This window comes from Actinomadura sp. NPDC048394, from assembly GCF_040651755.1.
Taxonomy (GTDB): domain Bacteria; phylum Actinomycetota; class Actinomycetes; order Streptosporangiales; family Streptosporangiaceae; genus Spirillospora; species Spirillospora montaniterrae.
Window position 1 is genome coordinate 1 of record NZ_JBEZJL010000064.1, and the last position, 25541, is coordinate 25541.

Annotated in this window: 27 protein-coding genes; 17 read left to right on the forward strand and 10 right to left on the reverse strand. The window is 74.5% G+C overall.

Going from position 1 to position 25541, the window contains the following annotated elements; genetic code table 11:
- Window positions 1–128 precede the first annotated feature (128 nt).
- The 5 genes from AB0C78_RS36190 to AB0C78_RS36210 form a co-directional block, all read right to left on the reverse strand.
- Entirely contained in the window at window positions 129–1358 is a 1230-nt protein-coding gene (locus AB0C78_RS36190; protein ID WP_360757052.1) for a styrene monooxygenase/indole monooxygenase family protein, read from the reverse strand.
- 67 nt (window positions 1359–1425) lie between these two features.
- Window positions 1426–2079: an ATP/GTP-binding protein gene (locus AB0C78_RS36195; protein ID WP_151543153.1), complete on the reverse strand. Its 654-nt coding sequence runs from the start codon at window positions 2077–2079 to the stop codon at window positions 1426–1428.
- Window positions 2057–2398, reverse strand: a complete 342-nt coding sequence (locus AB0C78_RS36200) for a DUF742 domain-containing protein (protein WP_151543152.1) — start codon at window positions 2396–2398, stop codon at window positions 2057–2059. Before AB0C78_RS36200 ends, AB0C78_RS36195 begins: the two co-directional genes overlap by 23 nt.
- Before the next feature lie 121 nt (window positions 2399–2519).
- Window positions 2520–2960 (reverse strand): roadblock/LC7 domain-containing protein, encoded by a 441-nt coding sequence (locus AB0C78_RS36205; protein ID WP_225991995.1) that lies wholly within the window; start codon window positions 2958–2960, stop codon window positions 2520–2522.
- Entirely contained in the window at window positions 2957–4135 is a 1179-nt protein-coding gene (locus tag AB0C78_RS36210; protein WP_360757057.1) for an ATP-binding protein, read from the reverse strand. Before AB0C78_RS36210 ends, AB0C78_RS36205 begins: the two co-directional genes overlap by 4 nt.
- A gap of 120 nt (window positions 4136–4255) precedes the next feature.
- Here AB0C78_RS36210 and AB0C78_RS36215 point away from each other — a divergent pair, with 120 nt between their 5' ends.
- Window positions 4256–4507 carry a hypothetical protein gene (locus AB0C78_RS36215; protein WP_360757059.1) on the forward strand — a complete coding sequence of 84 codons (252 nt, stop codon included), beginning with the start codon at window positions 4256–4258 and terminating at the stop codon, window positions 4505–4507.
- Window positions 4508–4660: 153 nt separating this feature from the next.
- On the opposite strand, the gene AB0C78_RS36220 is transcribed toward AB0C78_RS36215, so the two are convergent.
- The gene (locus tag AB0C78_RS36220) at window positions 4661–5605 is read right to left on the reverse strand and encodes a LysR family transcriptional regulator (protein ID WP_360757061.1); all 945 of its coding nucleotides are present in this window, start codon (window positions 5603–5605) and stop codon (window positions 4661–4663) included.
- 73 nt (window positions 5606–5678) lie between these two features.
- Between AB0C78_RS36220 and AB0C78_RS36225 the strand changes: the two genes are divergently transcribed.
- From AB0C78_RS36225 to AB0C78_RS36245, 5 genes are all read left to right on the forward strand, one after another.
- Window positions 5679–6539 (forward strand): EamA family transporter, encoded by an 861-nt coding sequence (locus tag AB0C78_RS36225; protein WP_360757063.1) that lies wholly within the window; start codon window positions 5679–5681, stop codon window positions 6537–6539.
- 121 nt (window positions 6540–6660) lie between these two features.
- A complete protein-coding gene (locus AB0C78_RS36230) occupies window positions 6661–7827 on the forward strand; it encodes an FAD-dependent monooxygenase (protein ID WP_360757065.1) in 1167 nt (388 codons plus the stop codon).
- Window positions 7828–7836: 9 nt separating this feature from the next.
- The gene (locus tag AB0C78_RS36235; RefSeq protein ID WP_360757068.1) at window positions 7837–8640 is read left to right on the forward strand and encodes an alpha/beta hydrolase; all 804 of its coding nucleotides are present in this window, start codon (window positions 7837–7839) and stop codon (window positions 8638–8640) included.
- A gap of 79 nt (window positions 8641–8719) precedes the next feature.
- Window positions 8720–9991: an MFS transporter gene (locus tag AB0C78_RS36240; RefSeq protein WP_360757070.1), complete on the forward strand. Its 1272-nt coding sequence runs from the start codon at window positions 8720–8722 to the stop codon at window positions 9989–9991.
- Between the two features lie 31 nt (window positions 9992–10022).
- On the forward strand, window positions 10023–10172 hold the full coding sequence (locus tag AB0C78_RS36245; RefSeq protein WP_360757073.1) for a hypothetical protein: 150 nt from the start codon (window positions 10023–10025) through the stop codon (window positions 10170–10172).
- Between the two features lie 54 nt (window positions 10173–10226).
- Here the strand turns inward: AB0C78_RS36245 and AB0C78_RS36250 are convergent, their stop codons facing one another.
- The 4 genes from AB0C78_RS36250 to AB0C78_RS36265 all read right to left on the reverse strand — a co-directional run bounded on the left by AB0C78_RS36250 (window position 10227) and on the right by AB0C78_RS36265 (window position 12614).
- Window positions 10227–10541, reverse strand: coding sequence for a hypothetical protein (locus AB0C78_RS36250; RefSeq protein WP_360757076.1), 315 nt, complete (start codon window positions 10539–10541; stop codon window positions 10227–10229).
- A complete protein-coding gene (locus tag AB0C78_RS36255) occupies window positions 10538–10795 on the reverse strand; it encodes a hypothetical protein (RefSeq protein WP_360757078.1) in 258 nt (85 codons plus the stop codon). The genes AB0C78_RS36250 and AB0C78_RS36255 overlap by 4 nt, the downstream gene beginning before the upstream one ends.
- A 77-nt stretch (window positions 10796–10872) precedes the next feature.
- Entirely contained in the window at window positions 10873–11106 is a 234-nt protein-coding gene (locus AB0C78_RS36260; RefSeq protein ID WP_360757181.1) for a twin-arginine translocase TatA/TatE family subunit, read from the reverse strand.
- Between the two features lie 38 nt (window positions 11107–11144).
- Window positions 11145–12614 (reverse strand): NAD(P)/FAD-dependent oxidoreductase, encoded by a 1470-nt coding sequence (locus AB0C78_RS36265; protein WP_360757081.1) that lies wholly within the window; start codon window positions 12612–12614, stop codon window positions 11145–11147.
- Between the two features lie 116 nt (window positions 12615–12730).
- Between AB0C78_RS36265 and AB0C78_RS36270 the strand changes: the two genes are divergently transcribed.
- The 11 genes from AB0C78_RS36270 to mnhG all read left to right on the forward strand — a co-directional run bounded on the left by AB0C78_RS36270 (window position 12731) and on the right by mnhG (window position 25466).
- Entirely contained in the window at window positions 12731–13345 is a 615-nt protein-coding gene (locus tag AB0C78_RS36270; RefSeq protein ID WP_360757083.1) for a TetR/AcrR family transcriptional regulator, read from the forward strand.
- Between the two features lie 126 nt (window positions 13346–13471).
- A complete protein-coding gene (locus AB0C78_RS36275; protein ID WP_360757086.1) occupies window positions 13472–15322 on the forward strand; it encodes an FAD-dependent oxidoreductase in 1851 nt (616 codons plus the stop codon).
- Window positions 15323–15434: 112 nt separating this feature from the next.
- Window positions 15435–16388: a hypothetical protein gene (locus AB0C78_RS36280; RefSeq protein ID WP_360757089.1), complete on the forward strand. Its 954-nt coding sequence runs from the start codon at window positions 15435–15437 to the stop codon at window positions 16386–16388.
- 38 nt (window positions 16389–16426) lie between these two features.
- Complete coding sequence (locus AB0C78_RS36285) at window positions 16427–17695, forward strand: oxygenase MpaB family protein (RefSeq protein ID WP_360757092.1); 1269 nt, start codon at window positions 16427–16429, stop codon at window positions 17693–17695.
- A gap of 41 nt (window positions 17696–17736) precedes the next feature.
- On the forward strand, window positions 17737–19185 hold the full coding sequence (locus AB0C78_RS36290; RefSeq protein ID WP_360757095.1) for an MFS transporter: 1449 nt from the start codon (window positions 17737–17739) through the stop codon (window positions 19183–19185).
- A 145-nt stretch (window positions 19186–19330) separates the two neighbouring features.
- Window positions 19331–22156: a Na+/H+ antiporter subunit A gene (locus AB0C78_RS36295; protein WP_360757098.1), complete on the forward strand. Its 2826-nt coding sequence runs from the start codon at window positions 19331–19333 to the stop codon at window positions 22154–22156.
- Entirely contained in the window at window positions 22156–22713 is a 558-nt protein-coding gene (locus AB0C78_RS36300) for a Na(+)/H(+) antiporter subunit C (RefSeq protein WP_360757100.1), read from the forward strand. Before AB0C78_RS36295 ends, AB0C78_RS36300 begins: the two co-directional genes overlap by 1 nt.
- Complete coding sequence (locus tag AB0C78_RS36305; RefSeq protein WP_360757102.1) at window positions 22710–24284, forward strand: Na+/H+ antiporter subunit D; 1575 nt, start codon at window positions 22710–22712, stop codon at window positions 24282–24284. Before AB0C78_RS36300 ends, AB0C78_RS36305 begins: the two co-directional genes overlap by 4 nt.
- On the forward strand, window positions 24281–24838 hold the full coding sequence (locus tag AB0C78_RS36310) for a Na+/H+ antiporter subunit E (RefSeq protein WP_151544448.1): 558 nt from the start codon (window positions 24281–24283) through the stop codon (window positions 24836–24838). The genes AB0C78_RS36305 and AB0C78_RS36310 overlap by 4 nt, the downstream gene beginning before the upstream one ends.
- Window positions 24835–25128 (forward strand): monovalent cation/H+ antiporter complex subunit F, encoded by a 294-nt coding sequence (locus AB0C78_RS36315; protein WP_360757104.1) that lies wholly within the window; start codon window positions 24835–24837, stop codon window positions 25126–25128. Before AB0C78_RS36310 ends, AB0C78_RS36315 begins: the two co-directional genes overlap by 4 nt.
- Window positions 25125–25466, forward strand: a complete 342-nt coding sequence (gene mnhG, locus AB0C78_RS36320; RefSeq protein WP_360757106.1) for a monovalent cation/H(+) antiporter subunit G — start codon at window positions 25125–25127, stop codon at window positions 25464–25466. Before AB0C78_RS36315 ends, mnhG begins: the two co-directional genes overlap by 4 nt.
- The last annotated feature ends 75 nt before the right edge of the window (window positions 25467–25541 follow it).

Genomic DNA, 25541 nt, shown 5'->3' on the forward strand with positions numbered 1-25541 from the left:
TATATCTTATCAAAAACACACAAAACTCAATCATCTCACACGGCCCCTCGGGCGCACCCGCCCCCCCCGCCCCCCGCGCCCGCCCCCCCCCCGCGCGGGACGGACGGCCTTCGGGGAGGTCGGGAGGGTCAGCGGGTGACGGTGGCCAGGTACTCCTCGGTCTTCACCGGGTCCAGCAGCCAGTTCGAGAAATCGCCCGGGTTCGCGTAGCCGTAGGCGAACCGGTACGCGACCGCCTCGTTCTCCGCCGCGATCGCCAGCACCTTCTGCACGTGCTCCGGCAGCGGCCCGAGCATCATGTTCGTGTAGGCCGTCGGGTGCTTGGCGTACTCCCAGTAGGCGTCGAACGTCCGCTGCATCCAGGCCGCGTCGAACGGGCGGTCGCCGTTGCGCAGGATCTCCTGGAAGTAGATCTCCGCGCAGCGCGCCGCGTTGTTGGCGCCCTGGCCGGTCACCGGGTCGTTCGCGACCACCACGTCGCCCATCCCGAGGACGAGCGCGGACTCCGACAGCCGCCCGACCGGGCGCCGCACGACCGGCGCGTACCCGCCGTACAGCGTGCAGCGGGCGTCGGTGGGCTCGGCGTCGACGGTCCGCTCGTACTCCCACGGCGCGTACTGCCGCATCATGTCGAGCGTGCGCGCCAGGTGCCCGGCGGGGTCCGGCCGGTCGTCCCACACGTCGAACGGCCCGCCCGGGACGGCCTCCCAGAGCAGGATGTCGCAGGGCCCCGTGTTGGTGTAGCCGGGCATGAAGAACAGCTCGCCGACCCCGGGCGTCGCGGTGATCCGGACGTGCGGCTCCGGGTGGTCCGGCCACGGCGTCATGCCGTGCAGGTAGATGCACGACAGCTTGCGCTGCGGACGGTCATACGGCGACCGGCTCGCGTCGCGGTCGAACAGGTCCACCAGCTCGCCCTTGCCCGCCGCGATCAGCGTCAGGTCGTACAGGGCGGAGAGCCCTTCCAGGTCGGACGTCATCACGCTGTGGTAGACGACGTTGCCGCCGCGCTCCTCGAACAGCTCCAGCCAGCCCGCCATCTTGACCCGCTGGTCCACCGACTGCGCGTAGTGGTCCCAGCGGCCGAGGGTCTGGAACGCCCGGTTGCCGGGCGGCCCCGCCACCGTCACCCGCTGCGCGACGATCTTCGGCGCGCGGTCCTCCCACAGGTTCAGCCCGTGGTCGCGCTCGATCTGCAGCTGCGGCCAGAACACGCACTGCGTCGACATGATCCGGCCGTGCCGGATCTCCTCCGGCGTCCGCGCCGACATGACGGTGACCTCGTAGCCCGCCGACTGGAGGCACAGGGCCAGCTGCAGGCCGGCCTGCCCCGCTCCGACGATCAGGATCCTTCGCAACGCTTCCTCCTTGTGCGGGGCGGTCATGGGCACCGGGACGGGCGGCCCGGCCCGGTCGCACCCGGGTTCAGCGGGACGCGACGCCGCCGAGGCCCGCGGTCCGGTCGAGGGTGTGGCCGAGCGTCGCCGTCAGCGTCCCGACGACCGAGCCGCGGTCCCGCGCGTCGCAGGCGACGACCGGGACGCCCGGGTCCAGCCGGAGCGCCTCCGCGACCTGCTCGAGCGTGTGCGTCTGCCGCCCGTCGAACAGGTTCACCGCCACGATGAACGGCACGTCGGAGTCGTTCTCGAAGTAGTTGACGGCCGCGAACGACACGTCCAGCCGCCGCGTGTCCACCAGGACCAGCGCGCCGCTCGCGCCGCGGCACAGGTCGTCCCACATCGGCCAGAACCGCGGCTGGCCCGGCGTGCCGAACAGGTACAGCACCAGGTCGGAGGCCAGCGTGACGCGGCCGAAGTCCATCGCGACCGTCGTGGTCGTCTTGCCGCCGGCGTCGGCGAGCGGGTCGACGGTCCGGGCCGCCTGCGTCATCCACGCCTCGGTGTTCACCGCCGGGATCTCCGAGATCGCCTCGACCAGCGTGGTCTTGCCGACGCCGAACCCGCCCGCGACGACGATCTTGACCGAGGTGCGGGGCGCCGCCGGCCGCGCGCCCGGCGCGCGGCGCCCGGCGTCCGGCCCCTGTCCCCGGCCCGGGTCAGGCGAGCTCGCGTAGACCATCGATCACTCTCTCCAGGACGTGCGGGTCGTACGGCGAGGCGCCCTCCGCGGCGATCACGATCCGGTCGCCCGCGGCCAGGTCGGCGAGCAGGACGCGGGTGACCCCGAGCGACACCCCGCAGTGCGCGGACAGTTCGGCGACCGACTCGGCGGCGGCGTGCGCCCGCTCGTACAGCGCCCTGGCCTCGGGCAGCAGCCGCTCGGCGAACGCCGCGTCGTAGCCCGCGCCCGACACCACGGTGTGCACGAACAGGTGCCGCCTGCCGCGGGTCCGCCCGCCGGTCAGCACGTACGGCCGCACCCACGGATTGGCCGTCATGTCCCTCCTCCCCGCAGGCCCGGCCGGACCGGCCTTCCCGGCCCTGCCGGCGCGTTCGGCCCTGCCGGCGCGCCCTGGCGGCGCGCGCGGACCGGGGCGGGCGCGGCGCCCGCGGCGCCGGTCACGGCATCGCCTGTTCGCTCATGCGGCGCAGGTCGTCGCGCATCTGCGGGGTCAGGACGTGCCCGGCGCCGTGCACGAACTTCGCCATCTCGTGCGCGACCGCGCCGAGGTTCGCGCCCTCGCCGACCAGCACCACCAGCCCGGCGAGCTGCCCGATCCCCATGAACAGCAGGTGCCCGGACGCGAACTTCAGCATCACCTGGTCGCAGCCGCCGGCGCCGACGTGCTTGGCGATGTTGTTGCCCAGGCTGATCATCCCGCTGGTCAGCGCCGCCATCGGATCGACGAACTCCGACGGCATCGGGCCCGACTCGACGAGCGCCAGCCCGTCCGACGACACGATCAGCGCGAACGTCACGCCGGGCGTGGACGAGGCGAACTGCCGCAGCAGCCACCCGAAGTCCTGGGGGCCGCTGGGGCCCGTGGAGGCGATGCTCACTGCCGTCCTTCCTCCAGGTCGTGCGCGGCTTCCGGAGCCTCGGGAGGCTCGGCCGGTTCGGCGGGCGCTGCGCCGGGGAGACGGGCTCCCGCGGTGAAGGCGTCCAGGTCGGCGGCGAAGGACGACCCGGCCTCGGCGTCCGGCGCGTCCGATGCCGGCGCGGCGGGGGCGGGCGGGCCGTCCGGTGCGGGCGGCGCGACGGGGCGCAGGCTGGCGCGCTCCCGGCGCGGCAGGCCGCCGAGGTCCGGCTCACCGCCGGCGTCCCGGACGCGCGCCGGCCGTGCCGCGGCGGGCCTCGCCGGACGCTCCGGTGCGAGCGTCGCGCGCTCCGGCGCCGCACCGGCCGGGCGCTCCACCCGGCGCGCCATCGCCAGGTGCGCCATCCCCGGCGGCATCTCGCCGGCCCCGGCCGTCCCGCCGGCCCCGGCGGTGCGCGGCTCGTCCGCGGGGATCTCGCAGAGCAGCGACGGAGGGATCGTCACCATCGCGACCGTCCCGCCCGTCCGCCCGGCGAGCCGCACGCCGACGCCGTGCCTGCGGGCCAGCCGGTGCACCACGGGGAAGCCCGTCTGCCGCGACGTCTCGTCCGTCATCGGCGGGACCGGCCCGGCCAGCGCCTTGTTCAGGCCCTCCAGCTGCGAGGGCGACATGCCGATGCCGGAGTCCTCGATGCGCAGCATCACGGCGCCGTCGGCGAGCAGGTGCGCGCTCACCGTCACCCGCGAGGGCGAGTAGCGGGTCGCGTTGTCCAGCAGCGCCGCGACCAGGGACGCGAGGTCCTCCGCCGCGTACGCGGGCACCGCGAGCTCCACCACCCGCAGGATCGACACGTGCTGGTACTGCTCGATGGACGACTCCGCCATCCGGATCACGTCCAGCAGCGACGTGTCGGCCCCGGACGCCTCCTCGGCGTCCCGGCCGGCGAGGACCCGCAGGTCGCGCGCCGCCCGCCGCATGCGCGTCACGCCGTGGTCGATCTCGTAGAGGGCCTCGAGCCGGTCCGGGTCCTCCTCCTGCCGTTCCAGCAGGTCCATGGCGGGACGCATCTTCTCCGCGAGGACGAGGAACTGAAGGCAGAAGCGTTCGCACAGGTCGGGCCACACGTCCGGGTCGGCGGGGACGCGCACCGGAGCCCGCGCCGGCGCCTGCGGCTGCGCGGCCACCGGCATCCCCATCTGCGGCTGCGCAGACGGCTGCGCGGGGGGTTGCGCGGGCGCCTGCGCGGGCGGCCGCATCTGCGGCTGCATCTGTGACTGGGGAGCCGCGGGCGCCTGCGGAACTCCCATTGGCTGCGCGTGCGCTTGCTGCTGCGGAACACCCTGCGGCTGCTGCTGCGGAACACCCTGCGGCTGCTGCTGCCCGAAGGCCTGCGGCTGCTGGTGCGGCTGCCCGAAGGCCTGCGGCGGCGGCTGTGGAACGGTCCGCTGCGGCGGGACGGCCTGCCGGGTGCGCCTCCGCCACTTCACCGGCGCGCTCCGGCGTCCGCTGCCGGCAGGTGCGCGCCGCAGGTCATCCGGCGTTTCGTCAAAGCAGCCTTCTTCACCTAAGCCTCGGCACCGTGCGACGCGGCAGCGGGCCGCGGGCGCTCGGGACGCCGGCAGACGGCCCCCTGCCGGGAGGGGCACCGGGAAAGAGTGGCACACGCACCGTCGTCGATCAATCCAATCCGGTTACATAACCCTTATGGCCACTAAAAGGCTTTATTCGCCTTTTGTCGCTATTGCCGCAAATCTCCCGCCACGTCCCCGGTGGCCGGCGACCCGGCGGAGCGCGTCCAGGCCGCGGGCGATCGGCTGCTGCCCCTCGGCGCCGCGCCGGACGAGGGCGATGAGGCGGCGCTTCGGCACCGCGCCGCCGCGCAGCGGCACCCGGACCACCCGGTCCTCCGGCGGCAGCGGCGCCAGCCGGGGCACCAGCGCGACCCCGAAACCGTGCGCGACCAGCGACGACACCGCGAACCACTCGTTCGCCCCGTGCGCGACGCGCGGCACGTACCCGGCGGCGGCGCAGGCGGCGAGCAGCAGCTGGTGCTGGTCGGGACGGTCCGGGCAGCCGATCCACGCCTCGCCCGCCGCGTCGGCGAGCCGGGCCGTCCCGCCGGACGCGAGCGGATGACCGGCCGGGACGAGCAGGTCCTGCGGCTCGTCCAGCAGGGTCGTGCGGGTGAAGCGGGCGTCGTCCGGGCCGGGGACCCGCCCGCCCGGGATCGCCACGGCGATGTCGGCGCGGTGCGACAGCAGCAGGTGCGCCGCGTCCTCGCTGTCCTTCTCCGCCATGTGGACGGCCAGCCCGGGGTGCTCGGCGCGCAGCAGCGCGGCGGCGGGGGCGACGAGCGCCGCCAGCGCGCTGGACACGCTGCAGAACCGCACCTGGCCGGACGTCCCGGACCGGTGCCCGGCGAGGTCGGCGCGGGCCCGCTCCCACTGCGCGGCCAGGACGTCGGCGTGCCGCAGCACGGTGTGCGCGGCCGGGGTGAGCCGCACCCGGCGGCCCTGCGCCTCCAGCAGGTCCACGCCGAGGTCGCGGGCGAGCTGCCTGAGCTGCTGCGACACGGTGGACGGCGTCAGGTGCAGCGCCTCGGCGGCGGCGGTGACGGTGCCGCGCTCCCGCAGCACGCGCAGGGTCTGCAACCGGTGGTCGATCATTCGGCCATCCAACATGGTTCCCTGCGGGATCTTTCGATGGACCCGCACGATCCGCCGATCGCAGACTGGCCGCATGACCACCCGGACCGGACCCGCGGAACGGGCGGCGGAACGGGCGGCCGTCCCCGCGCCGCTGCTGATCCTCGGCAGCGTCGTCTCGATCCAGGCCGGGCAGGCCTGCGGGAAGGGCATGTTCGCGATCGCCGGCGCGGCGGGCGTCGTCGTCCTGCGGCTCGGGTTCGCCGCGGCCGTCCTGCTGCTCGTCCGGCGCCCGCCGCCGCCGCGCGGCTCGGCCGGGCTCGCGCTCGCGCTCGGCGCGGCGATCGCCGGCATGCAGCTGATCTATCCGGCGATGCAGCGGCTGCCGGTCGGCGCGGCGTCCGCGTTCCAGTTCCTCGGCCCGCTCACGCTCGCGCTGGTCAGGGCGCGGCGCCCCGCGGACCTGCTGTGGGCGGCGCTCGCCGGCGCGGGCGTGTTCCTGATGCACGCCCCGGGCGGCGCGCCGCTCTCCGCGTCCGGCGTCGTCCTCGCGGTGGCGTCGGGCGCCTGCATGGCGATGTACCTCGTGCTCAACAAGCGCGCCGGTGCCCGTCCGGGATCGACCCTGACCTGGGGAGTCGTCGTCGGGGCGGTGCTCGTCCTGCCGCTCGCACCAGCGGCCGGCGGCGCCCTGCTGCGCCCGGGGGTCCTCGCCGCGGGCCTCGGCCTCGCCGTCCTGTCGGCCGTCCTGCCGTGGTCGCTCGACCAGGCCGCGCTGCGCCGCCTGCCCGAGCGGACGGTCGCCGTCATGGTCAGCCTCGAACCCGCCGCGGGCGCCGCCGCCGGCCTCGTCCTGCTCGGCGAGCACCTCGCCTGGCCGCAGTGGCTCGCGATCGCCTGCATCTGCACCGCCTCCACCGCCACCGCCCTCGGCCGCCGCGAGCGCGGGCTATAACCAACCGGTTATCGCACTCACCCGAACAAGCATTAGCCAGGTATGGCCGCAGGTCACAAGATGGTCGCACGGCACCGACGCCGACAGACGCACCCACCCGACGCGACCGAGAGGAACGACCGTGGCGCCGAGCAAGACCGCGGAGGTGATCGGGGCCGGGCTGGCCGGGCTCACCGCCGCCATCGCACTGGCCCAGCGAGGCTGGACGGTCCGCCTGCACGAGCGCGATTCCGACATCCGCGCGATCGGCGCCGGGATCTACGTGTGGGGCAACGGCCTCGCGACCCTCGAGGCGCTCGGCCTCTACGAGGAGGCCGCGCGCGGCGCCCACGTCGGACCGGTCCTGGAGACCCGCGACCACCGCAACCGCGTCGTCGAGGAGGTGCCGATCAACGGCCCCGGCCAGGCGCGGGTGCTCACCATCATGCGCGACCACCTGATCACCACGCTGATCGGCGGCGCCGAGAAGGCCGGCGTGGACATCCGCACCGGCTCGGAGGTGACCGAGGCGGGCCCCGACGGGCGGATCGTCCTGCGGTCCGGCGCGACGTCCCGCGCCGACGTCGTACTCGCCGCGGACGGCGTGAACTCCCGGATCCGCCACCAGTACGACGTCGTCGCGCACCGCGCCCCCGCCCGGCAGGGCGCCACCCGCCTCACCGTGCCCCGCTCGCCCGACTTCGTCCCGCCGCAGGACCAGGGCAAGTACATCGAGTACTTCAGCGGCCGGCGCCGCGTCCTGTACACGCCGAGCAGCGAGACGAGCCTCTACGTCGCGCTGGTCGCCGACGAGGACGACCGGCCCGCGAGCCGCATCCCGGTCGACACCGCCGCGTGGATCCGGTCGTTCCCGCACCTGGAGGACCTGCTCGGCGCGTGCGCCGGCGTCCCCGGACGCTGGGACACCTTCCAGTTCCTCACCCTCACCCGCTGGTCCCTGGGCCGGCTCGCGTTCCTCGGCGACGCCGCGCACGCCCAGCCGCCCTACCTCGGCCAGGGCGGCGGCTGCGCGATGATGAGCGCCCTCGGCCTCGCCGACGCGCTCAGCGGCTCCGGCGCCCCCGTCGACCAGCGGCTGCGCGACTGGGAGTACGCCGAGCGGCCCACGATCGAGCACACCCAGCGCTGGTCGCACCGGCTCGGGCGGCTCAACTACGTGCCCGACGCCGCCCGCGCGTCGCTGCTCAGGGGCTGCGGGCGGGTGCACCGCCTCGGCGCGTCCCGGCTGCGCGCCGCCCTGACCACCCCGACCGGCTCCGGACGGTTCGCCGGCGCGTCCGCCCGCTGAGAGGAAGACATGAGCGACCTGCAGACGATCCGGATCGACGGCAACCCGATCACCTACCAGGACCTCGGGCCGCGGGACGCGCCCGCCGTGCTGCTGATGAGCGGCTGGTGCCACGACCACCGGCTGTTCGACCAGCTCGTCCCGTACCTGGCCGGCGACCTGCGCGTGCTGTGCGTCGACTGGCGCGGGCACGGCGAGGACCGCGGCCCCGTCGCCGACTTCGGCTACCGCGAGCAGGCGTCCGACACCATCGCCGTCCTGGACGCGCTCGGCGTCGACCGGTTCCTGCCGCTGTCGCACTCGCACGGCGGCTGGGCCAACCTGGAGATCGCCGAACGGGTCGGCGCGGCGCGCGCGCCGCGGCTGATCGTCGTCGACTGGCTGATGACCCCGCCCGCCCCGGACTTCGCCGCCGGGCTCGCCGCGATCCAGGACCCCGCCACCTGGATCGAGGGCCGCCAGGGCCTGTACGACGTGTGGCTCAACGGCCACGACCACGAGCGCGTCCGCCGCCACCTCGACGAGGAGATGTCCGGCTTCGGGTTCGAAATGTGGGCGCGGTCCTGCCGCGTGATCGCCGACGCGTACGCCGAGTTCCGGTCTCCCCTCGACCGGATGGCCGCCCTCACCGAGCACCGCCCGGTCAAGCACCTGTTCTCCCAGCCCACCGACCCCGCCTACGAGCAGGCCCAGATCGACTTCCGCGCCGGGCACCCCTGGTTCGACTACCGGACGCTCGGCGGCCCCACCCACTTCCCGACCCTCGACTCGCCCGACAAGGTCGCCGCCGAGATCCGCGAATACCTCGGCTGACCCGGGCCCGCCCGGACGCAGCGCCGCGCACGGCGGACGCCCGCACAACGCAGAACCCACCCCCTGCAAGGAGTTCGCCATGCGCGATCCAGGTCCCGTCATGCCCGGAAACGACCCGCCCGCCCGGAAATGGGGCATGCTCGCGATCGTCTCCGCCGGATTCGTCGCGATGACCGTCAACTGGTTCGACATCTCCACCGGCTTCGACGCCATCGGCGAGGAGTACGGCAAGGCCATCCCCGACGTCGCGTTCCTCATCTCCGTCTTCGTCGCGGCGTACGGGATCCTGCACATCCCCGGCGGCCTCCTCGCCACCAAGTGGGGGCTGCGCCGCACCCTCGCGCTCGGCCTCGCGATCGAGGCGGCCGGCGCGCTGATGTCGGCGACGTCCGCCTCGTTCGCGCAGCTCGTGCTGTGGCGCGCCGTCGCGGGGGCCGGCGCGTCCGTCTTCGCCGCCGTCGGGATCGCCGCCGTCAGCATCTGGTTCCGCGACCACGCGCACGCGCTCGCCCTCGGCGTCTCGTCGGCGGCGTTCAGCGTCGGCACCGCCCTCGGCCTCTACGCGTTCGCCGACCTCACCGACGCCGCCGGCTGGCGGACGTCCGTCGTCGTCGGCGGCGTCCTGTGCCTCGCCGTCGCCGCCGCCAGCGCCCTGTTCTTCCGGGTGCCGCGCGGCGCCGGGTCCCTCGCGGGCGTCCAGATCACCCGCGACGGCCTCCGCCAGGCCCTGTTCAACAAGGACATCTGGCTGTACGGCCTCGCGTTCTTCGGCGCGTACGGCTCCTACCTCGGCGCCTCGCAGCTGATCTCCGGCTACGGCGAGGACCGGCACCTGCCCGGCGGCCAGGTCGGCGCCGCCGCGTTCCTCATCGGCGTCGCCGGCGTCCCCGGCAGCATCGCCGCGGGCTGGCTCGCCGACCGCTACCTCAGCCCGCGCCTGCTGTTCGCCGCCGGCGCGGTCCTGGAGGCGGTGTCGCTCGCCTGCGTCCCGCTGTCCGGCCCGCACACCTTCTGGATCCCGGCGTTCGGCGTCGGGTTCATGTTCAACTTCGTGTTCGCGATCTGGCAGACCGTCCCCGGGAGCATGCGCGGCCTCGCGCCGGAGAACATCGGCACCGCGGTCGGGCTCATGCTCACCATCTCGGCCGTCGGCGGGTTCGTCCTGCCCTGGGCGTTCGGCCTCATCACCGACGGCCCCGGCTACACCGCCGCCTGGACGTTCCTCGCCGTGGTCAGCGCCGTCACCGTCGCGTTCTGCCTGTTCACCCGGGCCGGTTCGCGGGCGTCCGCGCCCTCGTCCGGCGCGTCCCGGGCCCCGCTGCCCGGCGGCGCCGAAGCCCGGCCCCATTGAACCCGGCTGGGGGCGGGCGGACACTGGGGCCATGAAGCGTCCAACCATCGCGCGCATCGCCGTCGCCGCCGTGGCCGCCTCGCTCCTGGCCCTGCTCGGCGCCGCTCCCGCCTCCGCCTCCGCGTCGCACGCGGCCTCCGCCGCGTCCGCCTACCACCCCGACGGCAACAACTGGGAATGACGCCGTGACCGCGGGCCGCCTCCGGCCCGCGGTCCCAGCGCCGCCCGCCCCGGATCAGGCCGGGACGCCGTCGGCGTAGGCGTCGCTGAAGTTCCGGCTCGCCATCCGCTCGGCGGCACCGAACCAGCCGCCGATCTCCTCCGGCCCCCGCTTCGGCAGCTTCGCGTGCCCTTCGCGGATCCGGTCGAGCGCGGCGTTCGCCCGGTCCCGCACCGCCGCGAGGTCCTGGCCGACGAGCCTGCCGTCCTTCTTGCGGAACTCGCCGTCCACCAGCACCGTGTGGACGTCCGCCGCCGTCGACTGGAGCGCGACGGTGCCGGTCATGTGGCTCGGGCGCACCAGGTCCATCCGCGGCCGGACCACGATCACGTCGGCCTTCTTGCCGGCAGGGCGTCGCGGGTCGTCAGGTCGATCGTCCAGGGCATGGTGCCGGTGGCGTGCACCTTCGCGTTGTCGAGCATGCGCTGGGTCTGCAGGCCCGGCCGCATCTGCGAGGACAGGTCACCCGACCCCACGCAGACGATGTCAGTCGACACCCCGGGCCGCAGGCCGTGGTCGATCGCGCCGTAAAAGGTGCCGGCGAGGAACTGCGACAGGGACTCGTCCGCGGAAACGCCGCGCATCAGCGCCATCCACGTGTGCCGATGGCCAGCGATCATTCCCTATCGAATTCCATAACGGGCAGGAGCGGGGCCGGTATTCAGAGGTTCCGGGTTCGCTGGGCTTCGCTTTCCAGGCGGGCGGCTTCCTGGCGGAGGAGGGCGGCCTGCTCGCGGGGGCCGGGCGGGAGCGGCGGGGCGGGCGGGGCGTCGTCGTCGTGAAGGCCTTTGGTCTCGGTCTTGAGGATGCGGGCGGAGCGGCCGATCGAGCGGGCCAGTTGCGGGAGCTTCGCCGAGCCGAACAGGAGCAGGACGACGACGAGGATGATGAGGATCTAGGGGGTGCCGAGGCCGGCCATGGGGTGTCCTTCCGTCAGCGTTCGAGGTGGTAGTCGGACGGGTCGAGGCGGCGGGTGCGGCGGCGGTAGCCGGTCATGGAGCCGGGCCAGTTGTTGGTGTTGCGGTGCTCGGCGTCGAGGTACCAGCTGTCGCAGCCGCCCTGGTTCCAGACGGACGTCGACAGGCGGCGCTGGGCGTCGGCGTCGGAGGCGTCGAGGACGTCGGCGCGGACCTCCAGGGAGGTGACACCGCCGGCGAGGAGGCGGGCCGCCTGGACGATGTAGCCGATCTGGCTTTCGAGCATGTGGACGATGGAGCCGGAGCCGACGTTGGTGTTCGGCCCGTACATGAGGAAGAAGTTCGGGAAGCCGGGGACGGCGAGGCCGAGGTGGGCGCGGGCGCCGTCCTTCCAGGCCGCGTTGAGCTCCTGGCCGTGCAGGCCGATGACGCGCATCGGGGCGACGAAGTCCTGGGAGCGGAAGCCGGTGGCCCAGATGATGGTGCCGGCGCGGTGGTGGCGGCCGTCCCGGGTGCGGACGCCGTCGGGGACGACCTCGATGATCGGCTCGTCGACGACGTGGACGTTCGGCCGGTTCAGCGTCTCGTAGTACTCGCTGGAGGTGAGGATGCGCTTGCAGCCGGGCTCGTAGCGGGGCGTCAGCCGGTCGCGCAGCCGGGGGTCGCGGACGGAGCGGAGCGCGAACCGGCACAGGGCGCGGATGTGCAGGGACAGGACGCGGCGGCCGCGCGGCGCGATCAGGGCGGGGTTGAGCAGCAGCTCGAACCACAGGAAGATGCCGAGCCGGGACAGTTTCTGCACGGCGGGGACGCGCCGGTTGAGGGCGTGCCGCCAGCGCGGGTAGACGCGGTCGGGCTTGCGGCTGATCCAGTGGGTCTCGAGCTGGAAGACGGTGAGTTCGGCGGCGCCGGGCGCGATGAGCGGGACGAACTGGACGGCGCTCGCGCCGTTGCCGACGACGGCGACGCGCTCGCCTTCGAGGTCGTGCCGGTGGTCCCAGCGGGCGGAGTGGAAGACCGTGCCGGTGAAGCGGTCGAGGCCGGGCAGGTTCGGGACGGCCGGGTTGCCGAGCTGCCCGCAGGCGGCGACGAGGAGGTCGAAGTCGTGGAAGGCGCCGTCGCGGGTGTGGACGCGCCAGCGTCCGGCGGCGGGCTGGTACTCGGCCTGCGTGATCTCGGTGCCGAACCGGAAGTGCGGCATGAGCCCGTACTTCTCCGCGCAGTGCCGGAGGTAGCCGAGGATCTCGGGCTGCTCGGCGAACCGGCGCGTCCAGTCCGGCTTGGGCTCGAAGGAGTAGGAGTACAGGTGGGACGGGGCGTCGCAGGCGGCGCCGGGGTAGGTGTTGTCGCGCCAGACGCCGCCGAGGCCGGCCGCCTTCTCGAAGATCGTGATGTCGGTGAACCCGGCGCGGCGCAGGCCGATGGCGAGGCCGATCCCGCTGAACCCGCTTCCGACGACGGCGATCGACGGTCGTGTGCGTGGCATGCGCGGCTCCCTGCTGTCGCGGCGGGCGGCGGCCGGCGGCGCCCCGGCCGCGCGACCCGAATTTACCGACACTTGTGTCGGTTAGAGTGAACGGAACCGATGAGGGAGTCAAGACCATGGCGGAAATCGCCCCGAAGCCGCGGATGCGCGGGCCGGCCCGCAGGGCGCTCATCACCGCGGCGGCGCTGAAGCTCTTCGCGGGCCGCGGGTACCACGCGGTGTCGCTCGGCGACATCGCGGCGGAGGCCGGGGTGGCGCGGACGGTGATGTACGACCACTTCCCGTCGAAGCGGGTGCTGCTGCTCGCGGTCATGCAGGAGCAGAACGCGGCCCTGGTGGAGTACGTCGGCGCGCGCATCACCGGGTCGGGGCCGCCCGAGGAGCGGATGCGCTCGACGATCGACGCCTACTTCAGCTTCGCCGAGTCCAAGCCGCAGGCCCGCAAGCTGCTGTTCGACCGGACGGACGAGGACGACCCGGAGATCCAGACCGTCCGGCAGGGGATCCGCGAGTCGCGCACGCGCGCCGTCGCGGCGCTGCTCGGCGACGACATGCGGGCGACGGTCGGGATCGACCCGGGCGAGCCGATCGCCGAGGCGATGGTGGAGCTCGTCATCACCGGATTGGACGGGGTCGCGCAGTGGTGGGAGCGGCACCCGGACATGCCGAAGTCGTTGCTGGTCGAGGGCGCGATGCGGCTGCTGTGGACGGGGCTGGGCCATTCGGGCTGACCGGCCGGATCCGCGAAGAGAGGCCGCCGCGGGGGTTGACGCCCCCGCGGCGGCTTCCGCATAGTGGGGCCCCATCACGTAACCGACACAAGTGTCGGTTAGCACACCACCCCCAAGGAGTGCGCCGTGGAGGAGACAACTCCATCGCAGACCGGGCCGTCCGCACGCGAGCAGCAGAACGAGGGCGTCGGCCGCCGCCAGTTCGTCACCGGGGCGCTCGCCGCGGCCGGCGCGGTCGCCGCCGCCGGCGTCCTCGGCACCGGCCGCGCCCAGGCCGCGGCCCCGGCCGCGCGCCGCGCCCCCCGCACCGCGCGCGCCGCCCAGGCCGGCCGCCGGGTCGCGATCTTCGGCGGCGGGATGGGCGGCCTGTCCACCGCCCACGAGCTCGCCGAGCGCGGGTTCGACGTCACCGTCTACGAGCGGAAGGCGTGGGGCGGCAAGTGCCGCAGCATGCCCGTCCCGAACACCGGGAGCGGAGGCCGCCAGGACCTGCCGGCCGAGCACGGGTTCCGGTTCTTCCCCGGCTTCTACCAGAACCTGCCCGACACCATGAGCCGGATCCCGCTGGCCGGCGGCGGCAAGGCGTTCGACAACCTCGTCGCCGGCACCGAGGTCGCCGCGTTCTACAACGGCACCAAGCTGGTGCTGCCCGCGCGCGGCACCATCGAGGGCACGCTCAGCCCCGACTCGCTGCTGACCTTCCTGTCCACCGGGGTCAACCTGCTCGGCACCGTCCAGGCGTGGGAGGTCGCCTACTTCCTGCAGAAGATGATCGCGTTCGTCACCAGCGGCCCGCTGCGCAGGTACAACCAGTGGGAGAACATGAGCTTCTCGGAGATGGTGCACGCCGAGAAGATGGACAAGCCCTACAACGAGATGCTGGTGCAGCTGTTCACCGGCACGCTCGTCGCCGCCAAGCCCGACAAGGCCAACGCGCACACCATGGGGCTGATGGCCGAGGCGTGGGTCTACAGCACGCTCGGGCTCGGCGGGTACAAGGCCCCCGACCGGCTGCTCAACGCCCCCACCAACGAGGCGCTCATCGACCCATGGGTCGCCTACCTCACGTCGCTCGGCGTGAAGTTCCAGTCCGACGCGACCCTCACCCGCCTGGACGTCACCGACAAGAAGATCAGCGGCGCGCAGGTCACCGGCAGCGGCGGCACCACCGGCGTGGACGCCGACTACTACGTCCTCGCGGTCCCCGTCGAGCGGGCCGTCCCGCTGCTCAACGACCAGATCCTGGCCGCCGACCCGAACCTGAGGAACCTGGCGCAGATCACCACCGACTGGATGAACGGCATCATGATCTACCTGCGCCAGCCGATCAGCCTGGCCAAGGGGCACGTCGCCTACGCCGGCCAGCCGTGGGCGCTGACCTCCATCAACCAGGGCCAGTTCTGGAAGAAGAAGTTCGGCACGACCTACGGCAACGGCGAGGTCAACGACTGCCTGTCGATCGACCTGTCGTCCTGGGACACCAAGGGCGTCCTGTACGGCAAGACCGCCCGCGAGTGCACGTCCGACCAGATCTTCAACGAGGTCAAGGAGCAGCTGCGCCGGGCGATCCCGTGGGGCGGGGTCGTGCTCAACGACGCCAACATCCACTCCTACTACATCGACCCCGCCATCACCGGCAACGGCACCTCGCAGGTCGCCAACGACGAGCCGCTGATGATCAACAAGCCCGGGTCGTGGAACCACCGGCCGGAGGCCGCCACCGGGCTGCCGAACCTGTTCCTCGCCTCCGACTACGTCCGCGCCGACATCAACCTCGCGACGATGGAGGGCGCCAACACCGCCGGCCGCAAGGCCGCCAACGCGATCCTGGACGCCTCCGGCGCCGGCGGCACCCCCGCCAAGATCTTCAACCTGTACCTGCCCAGCGAGTTCCAGGGCTTCTACGACGACGATGACCGGCGCTACAAGGCCGGCCAGCCGAACGCCTTCGACCTCTACGACCCGGCCAAGCCGTAACGCCCGGGCTGCCACCCCCGAGGTCCACCGGATCCCACCCCCTGAGCCGCCGCCCGCGGCCCGGTCCAGCGCGCCGACCGGCCGGGCCGCGGGCGGCACGGAAGGCTCTGCCATGCAAGCGCAGTACCAGGCCCTCGCCGTCCTCTCCACCGGCATCTACTTCACCGGACTCGCCTTCCTGAAGATCGCGGCCACCGGCATGCCGCCGCTCGCCGGAGACCGCCCCGTCCACCTCGCCCGCACGCTGCTCACCGACCGGACCTGGCTCGCCGGCGGCACCGTCGTCGCCGTCGGCGCGTGCGTCCAGGCCGCGTCCCTGACCGGCCTCACCCTGGTCCGGGCGGAACCGATGTTCCTCGCCGGGATCGGCCTGCTGATCGTGCTGGCCGTGCCGGTCATGGGCGAGCGGCCCACGTTCCGCGAATGGGGCTGCGTGCTCGTCCTCGCCGCCGCGACGGCGCTGTTCGCGGACGCGTCGGACGGCGCGCCCGGAACCGGCCGCCACGGCGGGGCGGTGGTGCTCACCTCGGCGGCCACGGCGCCCGGCGCCGGGGCGGCCACCGCCGTCCCGCCGTGGCTGCTCGGGACCGTCGCGGCGATGTCGCTGCTGGTCCCGTGCGCCGGGTTCCTCGCCGCCGACCTGGCCCGCAAGGGCGCGCACGCCCGCCCGCTGACCGGCGTCGCGCTCGCCATCGACGTGGGGCTGCTCACCGGCACCGCCGAGCTGATGCTCACGGGCACCGCCGCGGGGATCGGGCACCCGTTCACGCCGGTCGCCGCCGCCTACCCGGCCCTGTTCGCGGTCACCGCGCCGCTCGCCCTCGGCCAGCTGCAGATCGCCCTCCAGCGCGGCCGGCTCGTCATCGTCGGGCTGGTCGCCACCGCGACCGCCAAGACGTACCTGCTGCTCGTCGGCACGCTGCTCTTCCACGAGCCGTGGCCGGACGGGGCGGCGCCCGAACTCGCCGTCGCGCTCGCGCTGGCGGTGCTGGCCATCGCCGCCGTCCCGCACCACGAACGCCGGCCGTCCCCCGCCCGGCTGCACCGCGCGCCGAACGCCCGATGACCGCGCCCGCAACCGCCGCCCACAACCGAGAGGACGACATGACCGAGAATCGCCTGCCGCATCCGGGATGGATGACCCGGCGCCCGTGGGCCCTGGCGCTGCGGCTGTTCGCCCCGGGCGACATCCGGGCGACGCCGGCGCAGCTGGAGGCGTTCCGCGCGTTCGCCTCCGCCGGCGACCCGCTTGCCGACGCGGTGGCGGAGATGATGGCCCGGCTGCCGGGCGGCACCGGCCGCCGCCTGTTCGAGCAGGCGCTCCGGCACGGCGTCGGCACGCTGGACGACCCGCCGCCCGAGCTGGTGGAGTTCTTCGCCTCGGTCGACACCGTCCCGTACTGGCTGGACCCGGACCTGCTGCGGCGCGGCGCCCGGGTGGTCGGCCGGACGGGGCTGCTCGGGCTCGCCGTGGTGATGCCGTGCGCGTCGCTGTACGGCGGCTACCTGGCGTCCCGCGCGAACAAGACCCTGCTGCGGACCGGGGAGCTGGACTCGATGGCGCCCCGGCGGCTGGCGGAGACCGCGAGCTGGTGGGTGGACGTCACCACGCCGGGCGGGCTCGGGCGCTTCGACGCCGGGTTCACGCAGACGCTGCGGGTGAGGATCATGCACGCGCAGGTCCGGGCCGCGCTGGCGCGCCGCGCGGACTGGGACCGCGAGGCCTGGGACCTGCCGGTCAACCAGGTGCAGCTGACCGGGACGCTGCTGCTGTTCTCGCTGGTCATGCTGCTCGGCTCGCGCGCGCTCGGGCTGCGGTTCTCCGCCGCCGACCGGGCCGCCGCGCTCCACCTGTGGCGGTACGTCGGGCACCTCATGGGCGTGGACCCGGACCTTGTCCCGGCGAGCGAGGCGGACGCGTGGCGGCTGCTCTGGCTGGAGGCCGCGACCGAGTTCCTGCCGGACGACTCGTCGCGGCGGCTGGGCCGCGCGCTCATGGACGCCGCCGCGCCGCTGCTGCTCCCGCCCGCCCTGAAGAACTCCCCCACGGCGCGGCGCGTCCTGACGAACTACCTGTTCTCCTACAGCCGCGTCATCCTCGGCAAACGCAACGCCGACCACCTCGGCGCCCCCGACAGCCGGCCCTACCGCGCCGCCGTCCTCGGCACCGCCGCGGGAGTGTTCGCATTGGAGAGCGTCCGGCGGCTGGTCCCGGGCGCGACGCGGCTCAGCGAACGGGCCGGGCAGCGCCGCCGCACCGCGCTGATCCGGCGGATGGTCGCCGAGCAGCGCGCCGACCGCTCGTACGGCCGCCACGACGCGCTCCGCTCCCCCGCCGGCGGCGGCCGGGCGCTCGACCCGGGGGCGGCCTGACGCGCCCGTTTGATCACGGCCCGGCGGGCAGGTACCCGGGGATGGGACGTCTCGGAACCGGCGGCCGGGCCGCAGGGGAACGCCCGGACACCGCACAAGGCCTGGGGACGCACCGCCGGGCGCTCGCCGCGCTCGTGCTCGCCGACGTCGCGTTCGCCTACCAGCAGACGGCGGTCGTCCCGGTGATCCCGGTGATCGAGAAGGAGATCGGGGTCTCGCAGGCGTGGGGCGCCTGGCTGCTCAGCGGCTACCTGCTGGTCGCGACGGTCGCGGCGCCCGTGCTCGGACGGCTCGCCGACCGGCACGGGCGCCGCGCGATGCTGCTGCTCGGGCTCGGGTTCTTCCTCGCCGGGTCGATCGCGGCGGCCGCCGCGCCGTCGCCGGTCGTGCTGATCGCGGCGCGGGCGGTGCAGGGCGTCGGCGGCGCGGTGTTCCCGCTGTCGCTGTCGATCGTCCGCGAGGAGTTCCCGCCCGGCCGGGTCGGGTCGGCGACCGGGGTGCTGACCGGCGCGTTCGGGATCGGGACGGCGCTGGGCTTCGCGACGGCCGGGGCGCTGACCGAGGCGGTGTCGTGGCACCTGGTGTTCGCCGTGGGCGCCGCCGTGGTGGCGCTGGCCATGCCGATGGTGGTGCGGTGGGTGCCGTCCAGGCCCGGCCCGTCGGGCGGGGCGCTGGACGTGCCGGGCGCGCTGCTGCTCAGCGGCGTCCTCGCGCTGCTCCTGGTCGGCCTCACCTTGCTGCCGCAGTCGAAGGGGGCGGCGTGGGCGGTGCCGGGCGGGCTGATCGCGGCGGGGCTCGCGGCGGGCGCGCTCTGGTTCCGCCGCGAGAACCGGGTGGCGGAACCGCTGATCGACCTGCGGACGCTCCGGTCCCCGGCGCAGGTGTGGACGAACGGGGTCACGGTCGCGATCGGCTACGCGCTGTTCGGGACGTTCTACCTGGTGCCGCAGCTCGTCGGGAACGGCCGCGAGGGCTTCGGCGCCGGGACGGGCACGGTCGGGCTGTACCTGCTGCCGCTGGCGGTGGGGCAGATCCTCGGCGGGCCCGCCGCGCGGACGCTGCAGAAGGGCGGGACGCCGCGCCGCCCGCTGGCGGCGGGGATGGCCGCGCTCGCGGCCGGGACGGCGGCGTGCGGGCTGATCGGCGGGTCCTCGCGTCCGGCGTTCCTCGCGGCGGCGTTCGTCATCGGCTGCGGCGCCGGGCTGACGATCAGCGCGAGCGGCACGCTCGTCAACGTGCAGGCGGACCGGGAGCACGCGGCCGTCTCGACCTCGGTGAACAGCACGGTCCGGCGGGTCGGCGGGTCGCTCGGCAGCCAGGCGAGCGCCGCCGTGATCATCCTCGTGGGCACCGGACGCGGGGGCCGGCTGACGGCGTTCGGGCTGGCCGCCGCGTTCGCGCTGGTGAGCGTCCCGTTCGCGGCGCGCGTCCCGTTGTCCTCCGCCGGCCCCGGGCAGGGGAACGGGTCGCAGCCCGACCTCAGCACCTGACCCGGCGGCACGCGCGGGTAAAGCAATCGTGTCGGCGGGCCGGAGAGCGTGGCGGCGCCTGCCCGGAGCACTAGTGTGACGGTCCAGCACGATCCGATCACCATGCGTGACTGCCGGTTCGCCGTCCATTCCTGCTGGGGCCTCATTGCTGCTGTTGCTCGCCGCGTACTGCGCGGCCGCGGCGGCGGCGCCGGTGCTCGTGCGGGTCCTCGGGCGGGGCGCGTTCCCGCCGCTGGCGGCGGTGCTCGCAGCGGCGGCCGGATGGGCGGCGTGGCCGTGGCTGCGCGGCGGCGCGCCGCGCACCGAGTCGTGGTCGTGGATCCCCGGCCTCGGCCTCCACCTGTACCTGCGCTCCGACCCGCTGACCTGGATGATGATGGTCGTCGTCGGCGGCGTCGGCGCGCTGATCGTGCTGTACTGCGGCCGCTACTTCACCGGCGCCGAGCCGAAGCTCGGCGCGTTCGCCGGGGAGCTGGTCGGGTTCGGCGCCGCGATGCTCGGGCTGGTCCTCGCCGACGACCTCGTCCTGCTGTACGTGTTCTGGGAGCTGACGACCGTCCTGTCGTACCTGCTCATCGGGTACGACGCGGAGCGCGGCATCGCGCGGCGCGCGGCGACGCAGGCGATCGTCATCACCACGTTCGGCGGGCTGGCGATGCTGGTCGGGCTGCTCCTGCTGGGACGGGCGGCCGGGACCGACCGGCTGTCGGCGATCGTCGCGGCGCCGCCCGGCGGCGGCGCGGTGACGGCGGCGGTCGTGCTGATCCTCGTCGGCGCGCTGTCGAAGTCGGCGCTCGTCCCGTTCGGGCTGTGGCTGCCGGGGGCGATGGCCGCGCCGACGCCGGTCAGCGCGTTCCTGCACGCCGCCGCGATGGTGAAGGCGGGCGTGTACCTGGTGGCGCGGCTCGCGCCCGCGTTCGCCGGGACGCCCGGATGGCGGCCGATCGTGCTGGGCTGCGGCGTCGCGACGATGCTGCTGGCCGGGTGGCGGGCGCTGCGCGAGCACGACCTGAAGCTGCTGCTCGCCTACGGGACGGTCAGCCAGCTCGGGTTCATGACCGTGCTGGTCGGCGCCGGGAACCGGGTCGCGGCGCTCGCGGGGTTCACGGTGCTGCTCGCGCACGCCCTGTTCAAGTCGGCGCTTTTCCTCGCGGTCGGGGTCGTCGACCATTCGACGGGGACGCGCGACCTGCGGAAACTGTCCGGGCTCGGGCGTCGCACGCCGGTGCTGTACGGGGCGGCGATCGCGGCGGCGGCGTCGATGGCGGGCGTCCCGGCGACACTCGGGTTCGCGGGGAAGGAGGCGGCGTACGAGGCGTTCCTCGGCGGCGACACCGGGCTGCTCATCCTGCTCGCGGTGGGTTCGGCGCTGACCGCCGCGTACAGCCTGCGGTTCCTGTGGGGCGCGTTCGCGCGCAAGGAGGGCGTCGCACCGCGCGAGGTGCACCGTCCCGGGGTGCTGCTGCTGGCGCCGGTGGTACTGCTCGCGGCGGCGGGCGTCGTCGTCGGCCTGCTCGCCGCACAACTGGACGCGCCGATCGGACGGGAGGCCGCGCCGTTCCCGGTGACGCGCCACGGCGGCTACCACCTGTCGGCGTGGCACGGGTTCGGGGTACCGCTGCTGCTCACCGCCGTGTCGCTGGCGGTGGGCGCCGCCCTGTTCGCGCTCGGACGGCGCATCGCGCGCGTCCCCCAGTTCTTCGAACCCGAGCAGGTCTACCTGCGGTTCATGCACGGGCTCAACACGTTCGCGCTGCAGCTCACCGGGACCGTGCAGCGCGGATCGCTGCCCGACTACCTGCTGATCATCCTGCTCGTCGCGGTCGGCCTGGCCGGCGGCGCCGTCGTCACGGGCCTGCCGTGGCCGGACCCGCTGAGCGACCGGATCTGGGACTCGCCCGCGCAGGCGCTCGTCGCGCTGCTCACCGTCGCGGCGGCGGCCGCGGCGATCCGGGCCCGCGACCGGGGCCAGACCGTCGTGCTGTCCGGCGCGTCCGGGTTCGGGGTCTCCACCCTGTTCGTCCTGCAAGGCGCCCCCGACCTGGCCCTCACCCAGTTCCTCGTCGAGACCGCGAGCCTGATCGTCTTCGTGCTGGTGCTGCGCCGCCTGCCCGCCCGGTTCTCGACCCGCTCCCCCGCGCAGCGCACCGTCCACCTGGCGGTCGGCGCGCTCGCCGGGCTCACCGCGACCACCGTGACGCTGCTCGCCGCGCAGGCCCGCCACGCGGTCCCGGTGTCCGCCGCCTACCCCGGCGCCGCCCGGGACGCCGGCGGCGGCAACATCGTCGCGATCGCGCTCGTCGACCTGCGCGCCTGGGACACCCTCGGCGAGAGCGTCGTCATCGCGCTCGCCGCCCTCGGCGTGACCAGCATGGTGTTCGCGCGGCGGCCGCTGGCGGCGCCGCCCCCGCCCGGCCCGGACACCACCGTGTGGGGCGTCGAGGAGGTCACCGCGCTGGACGACGCCCCGCCCGCCGGCTGGCTCGCCGCCGGGTCCACGCTCGCCGCCGAGCGGCGCTCCGTCGTGTTCGAGGTCGTCGCCCGGACGATCTTCCACACCGTGCTGCTGTACTCGCTGTTCCTGCTGTTCACCGCGCACTCCGCGCCCGGCGGCGGGTTCGCGGGCGGCATCGTCGCGGGGCTCGCGCTCGCCGTCCGCTACCTCGCCGGCGGCCCCTTCGAGCTGCGCGAGGCGGCGCCGGTCCCGGCGGGCGCGCTGCTCGGCACCGGCGCGATCGTCGCCGCCGGGACGGCGCTCGGCGGCCTGGCCTGGGGGAACGCGGTGCTGCAGAGCGCGTCCGTGGACGTGCACCTGCCGGTGCTCGGGCACGTCCACGCCGTCACGTCGCTGCTGTTCGAGATCGGCGTGTACCTGATCGTCGTCGGGCTCGTGCTGACCGTGCTGACCGTGCTCGGCGCCGAGATCGACCGGCAGACCGCCGCGGGCCGCACCGGCGAGGGGGCCGGCTGATGGGCCCGTCGCTGGTGCTCGCCGCGACCGGCGGGACGCTCGTCGCCGCCGGCGTCGTGCTGCTGCTGGAGCGCAGCCTGTCCCGGCTGGTCGTCGGCGTGCTGGTGCTCAGCAACGGGGTGAACCTGCTGATCCTCACGGCGGGCGGCCCGGCCGGCACGGCGCCGATCCTCACCTCCCGCGGCGGCCCGCACCGGGCGCTCAGCGACCCGCTGCCGCAGGCGATGATCCTCACCGCGATCGTGATCTCGCTGGCGTCCGCCGCGTTCGTACTGGCCATCGCCTACCGCGGCGGGCGGCTCAGCGGCGACGACGACGTCCGCGACGACATCGAGGACCTGCGGGTGCGCCGCGAGAGCGAGGACGACGTCGGGCTGCGCGCGGAGCGCGAGCGGCGCGCCGTCGCCGACCCGTCCGAGCTCGGCGCCCGCGAGGAGCCCGACAGCGACTTCCCCGGCGGCGTCCCCCGCGACGGCCGGCCCCGCGGCGGCGGGCGGGGGAACGGCGGGCGGCGCAACGGCGGGCCCCGCGGCGGCGGGCGGCGGGACGGCCGGTGAACGCGGAGAACGCGCTGGTCCCGCTGCCCGTGCTGCTGCCCGTGCTGGCCGCCGGCGTCAAGATCCTCATCGGGCCGCGGCGGCCGCTGCTGAAGCGCGCGATCAGCGTCGTCGCGCTCGCCGCGGTGCTCGCCGTCGCGGTCGCGCTGCTGGTCCGCGCCGACCGGGACGGCCCGCAGGCGGTGCGGCTCGGCGGCTGGCCCGCGCCGGTCGGCATCACGCTGGTCGCCGACCGGCTGTCGGCGGTGATGCTCGCCGTGTCGTCCGCCGTCACCCTGTGCGTGCTGGTCTACGCGTTCGGGCAGGACGTCGCCGAGCGCGACCGGGACACGCCGCTGTCGGTGTTCCACCCGTCCTACCTGCTGCTGACCGCCGGGGTCTGCGACGCGTTCCTCGCCGGCGACCTGTTCAACATGTTCGTCGGGTTCGAGATGATGCTGATGGCCAGCTACGTGCTCGTGACGCTCGGCGGCACCATGGCCCGCGTCCGCGCCGGGACGACCTACATCATCGTCGCGCTGCTGTCGTCGATGCTGTTCCTCGTCGCGATCGCCGTGCTGTACGCCGCGGCGGGCACGGTGAACATGGCGCAGCTGTCGTGGCGGATCGCCGAGCTGCCCGGCCCGGTCGCCCGGATCGCCGAGGTGGCGCTGCTGGCGGCGTTCGCGGTGAAGGCGGCGGTGTTCCCGCTGTCGATGTGGCTGCCCGACTCCTACCCGTCCGCGCCGACCCCGGTCACCGCCGTGTTCGCCGGGCTGCTCACCAAGATCGGCGTGTACGGCGTCATCCGGGCCGAGACGCTGCTGTTCCCCGGCGACCACCTGCGCCGGCTGCTGCTGGTCGCGGCGCTGCTGAGCATGCTCGCCGGGGTGCTCGGCGCGATGGTGCAGATCGACGTGCGGCGGCTGCTGTCGTTCACGCTGGTCAGCCATATCGGCTACATGATCTTCGGGGTGGCGCTGGGCTCGGCCGCCGGGCTCGCCGCGACCGTCTTCTACGTCCTGCACCACATCACGATCCAGACCACGCTGTTCCTCGTCGCCGGGCTGATCGACCGGCGCGGCGGCGCGACGTCGCTGGCCCGGCTCGGCGGGCTCGCGCGCACCGCGCCGCTGGTCGGCGCGCTGTTCTTCGTCCCGGCGATGAACCTCGGCGGGATCCCGCCGCTGTCGGGGTTCCTCGGCAAGCTCGGGCTGCTGCGGGCGGGGATCGCGCAGGGCGGGGCGCTCGTGGACGTCCTCGTCGCGGGCGCCGTGCTGACGAGCCTGCTCACCCTGTACTCGCTGGTGAAGGTGTGGAACCAGGCGTTCTGGAGCGCCCCACCGGACGACCCGCGCGACGACCCGCGCGACGACGCGCGCAGCGACGCGCGCGGCGACCGGCCGCAGGGCGCGCGCGCTGTGCGGCTGCCCGCCGCGATGGTCGCCGGAAGCACCGCGCTGGTCGTCCTCAGCCTCGCCTACACCGCGGCGGGCGGCCCCCTCTACGCGCTGTGCGAGCGCGCCGCCGCCGAACTACTCACCCCGCAGACCTACGTGCGGGCCGTGTTCCCATCGGGAGGCGCCACTTGAGGGAGTTCACCGTCCGGGCCGGACGCCGCCGCGCGATCCGGCTGCCCGCGCTCGTCTGGCTGACGGTCGTGTGGATGCTGCTGTGGGACCGGCCGACCGTGGGGAACCTGCTGTCCGGGCTGGTCCTCGCCGTGCTGCTGCAGCTGGCGTTCCCGCTCCCGCCGGTCGGCCCGCAGCTGCGGCTGCGGCCCCTCGGGCTCGCCGCGTTCGCGCTGCGCGCCGCCGCCGACCTGCTGCACAGCGCCGGGCCGCTGGCCTGGCAGGCGGCGGGCGGGCGCGGCCGGGCCAAGCGGAACTCGGTCATCGCCGTGCCGCTGCGCACCCGCTCCGACCTGATCCTCACCGTCATGGCGATCTCGCTGTCGGCGACGCCCGGCACGCTGGTGCTGGACGTCCGGCACTCCGACGCGACGCTGTTCCTGCACGTCCTCGGCGCCGCCGACGACGCGGCCGTGGCGAAGGCCCGCCGGGACGTGCAGGCCCTCGAACGCCGGACGGTCCGCGCCTTCGGCACCCGCGACGACCTGCGCGCCCTCGCGGAGGACCGGTCATGACGATCGTCCTGGACGCGGTGACCGCGATGCTGTTCCTCGCCGCCGCGTGCACGCTCGTCCGCATCGTGCGGGGCCCGTCGATGCTCGACCGGGCGATGGCGCTGGACGTCCTGCTCGCCGTGATCATGGCGGGGCTCGGCGCGTCCGCGGTCGCCGGCGGCGACACCTGGGTGCTGCCGACGCTGCTCGCCCTGTCGCTGGTCGCGTTCGTCGGCTCGGTCGCGGTCGCCCGGTTCCTCACCCACCACGTCCCCCGCCCGGACGAGCCGGAGCAGGGGGCGGACGCGTGAGGACGGCGTTCACGGCGGCGTTCCTGCTGCTCGGCGCGGGCGCCTCGCTCAGCGCCGGGCTCGGCCTGCTGCGGCTGCCCGACCTGTTCACCCGGATGCACGCCGCGACGAAGTCGCAGGCGGTCGGGCTGCTGCTGGTGCTGATCGGCGTCGGGATCCGGTTCCCGACCATCGAGCTGCTCACCTCGCTGGTCCTGGTCGCGCTGCTGCAGATCATCACCGTCCCGGTCGCCGCGCACCTGGTCGGGCGCGCCGCCTACCGCACCGGCCACGTCGACCGCGCCCTCCTGCACGTCGACGAGCTGGAGCGCGCCCTCGAACCGCCCGGCGACGGCTGAATCGTCCGGCGGCCGGCGGTTTGGCGGCGGCGCGTGCGGCTACACAAGGCGCCGACGGATCCACGGAAGGGCGGG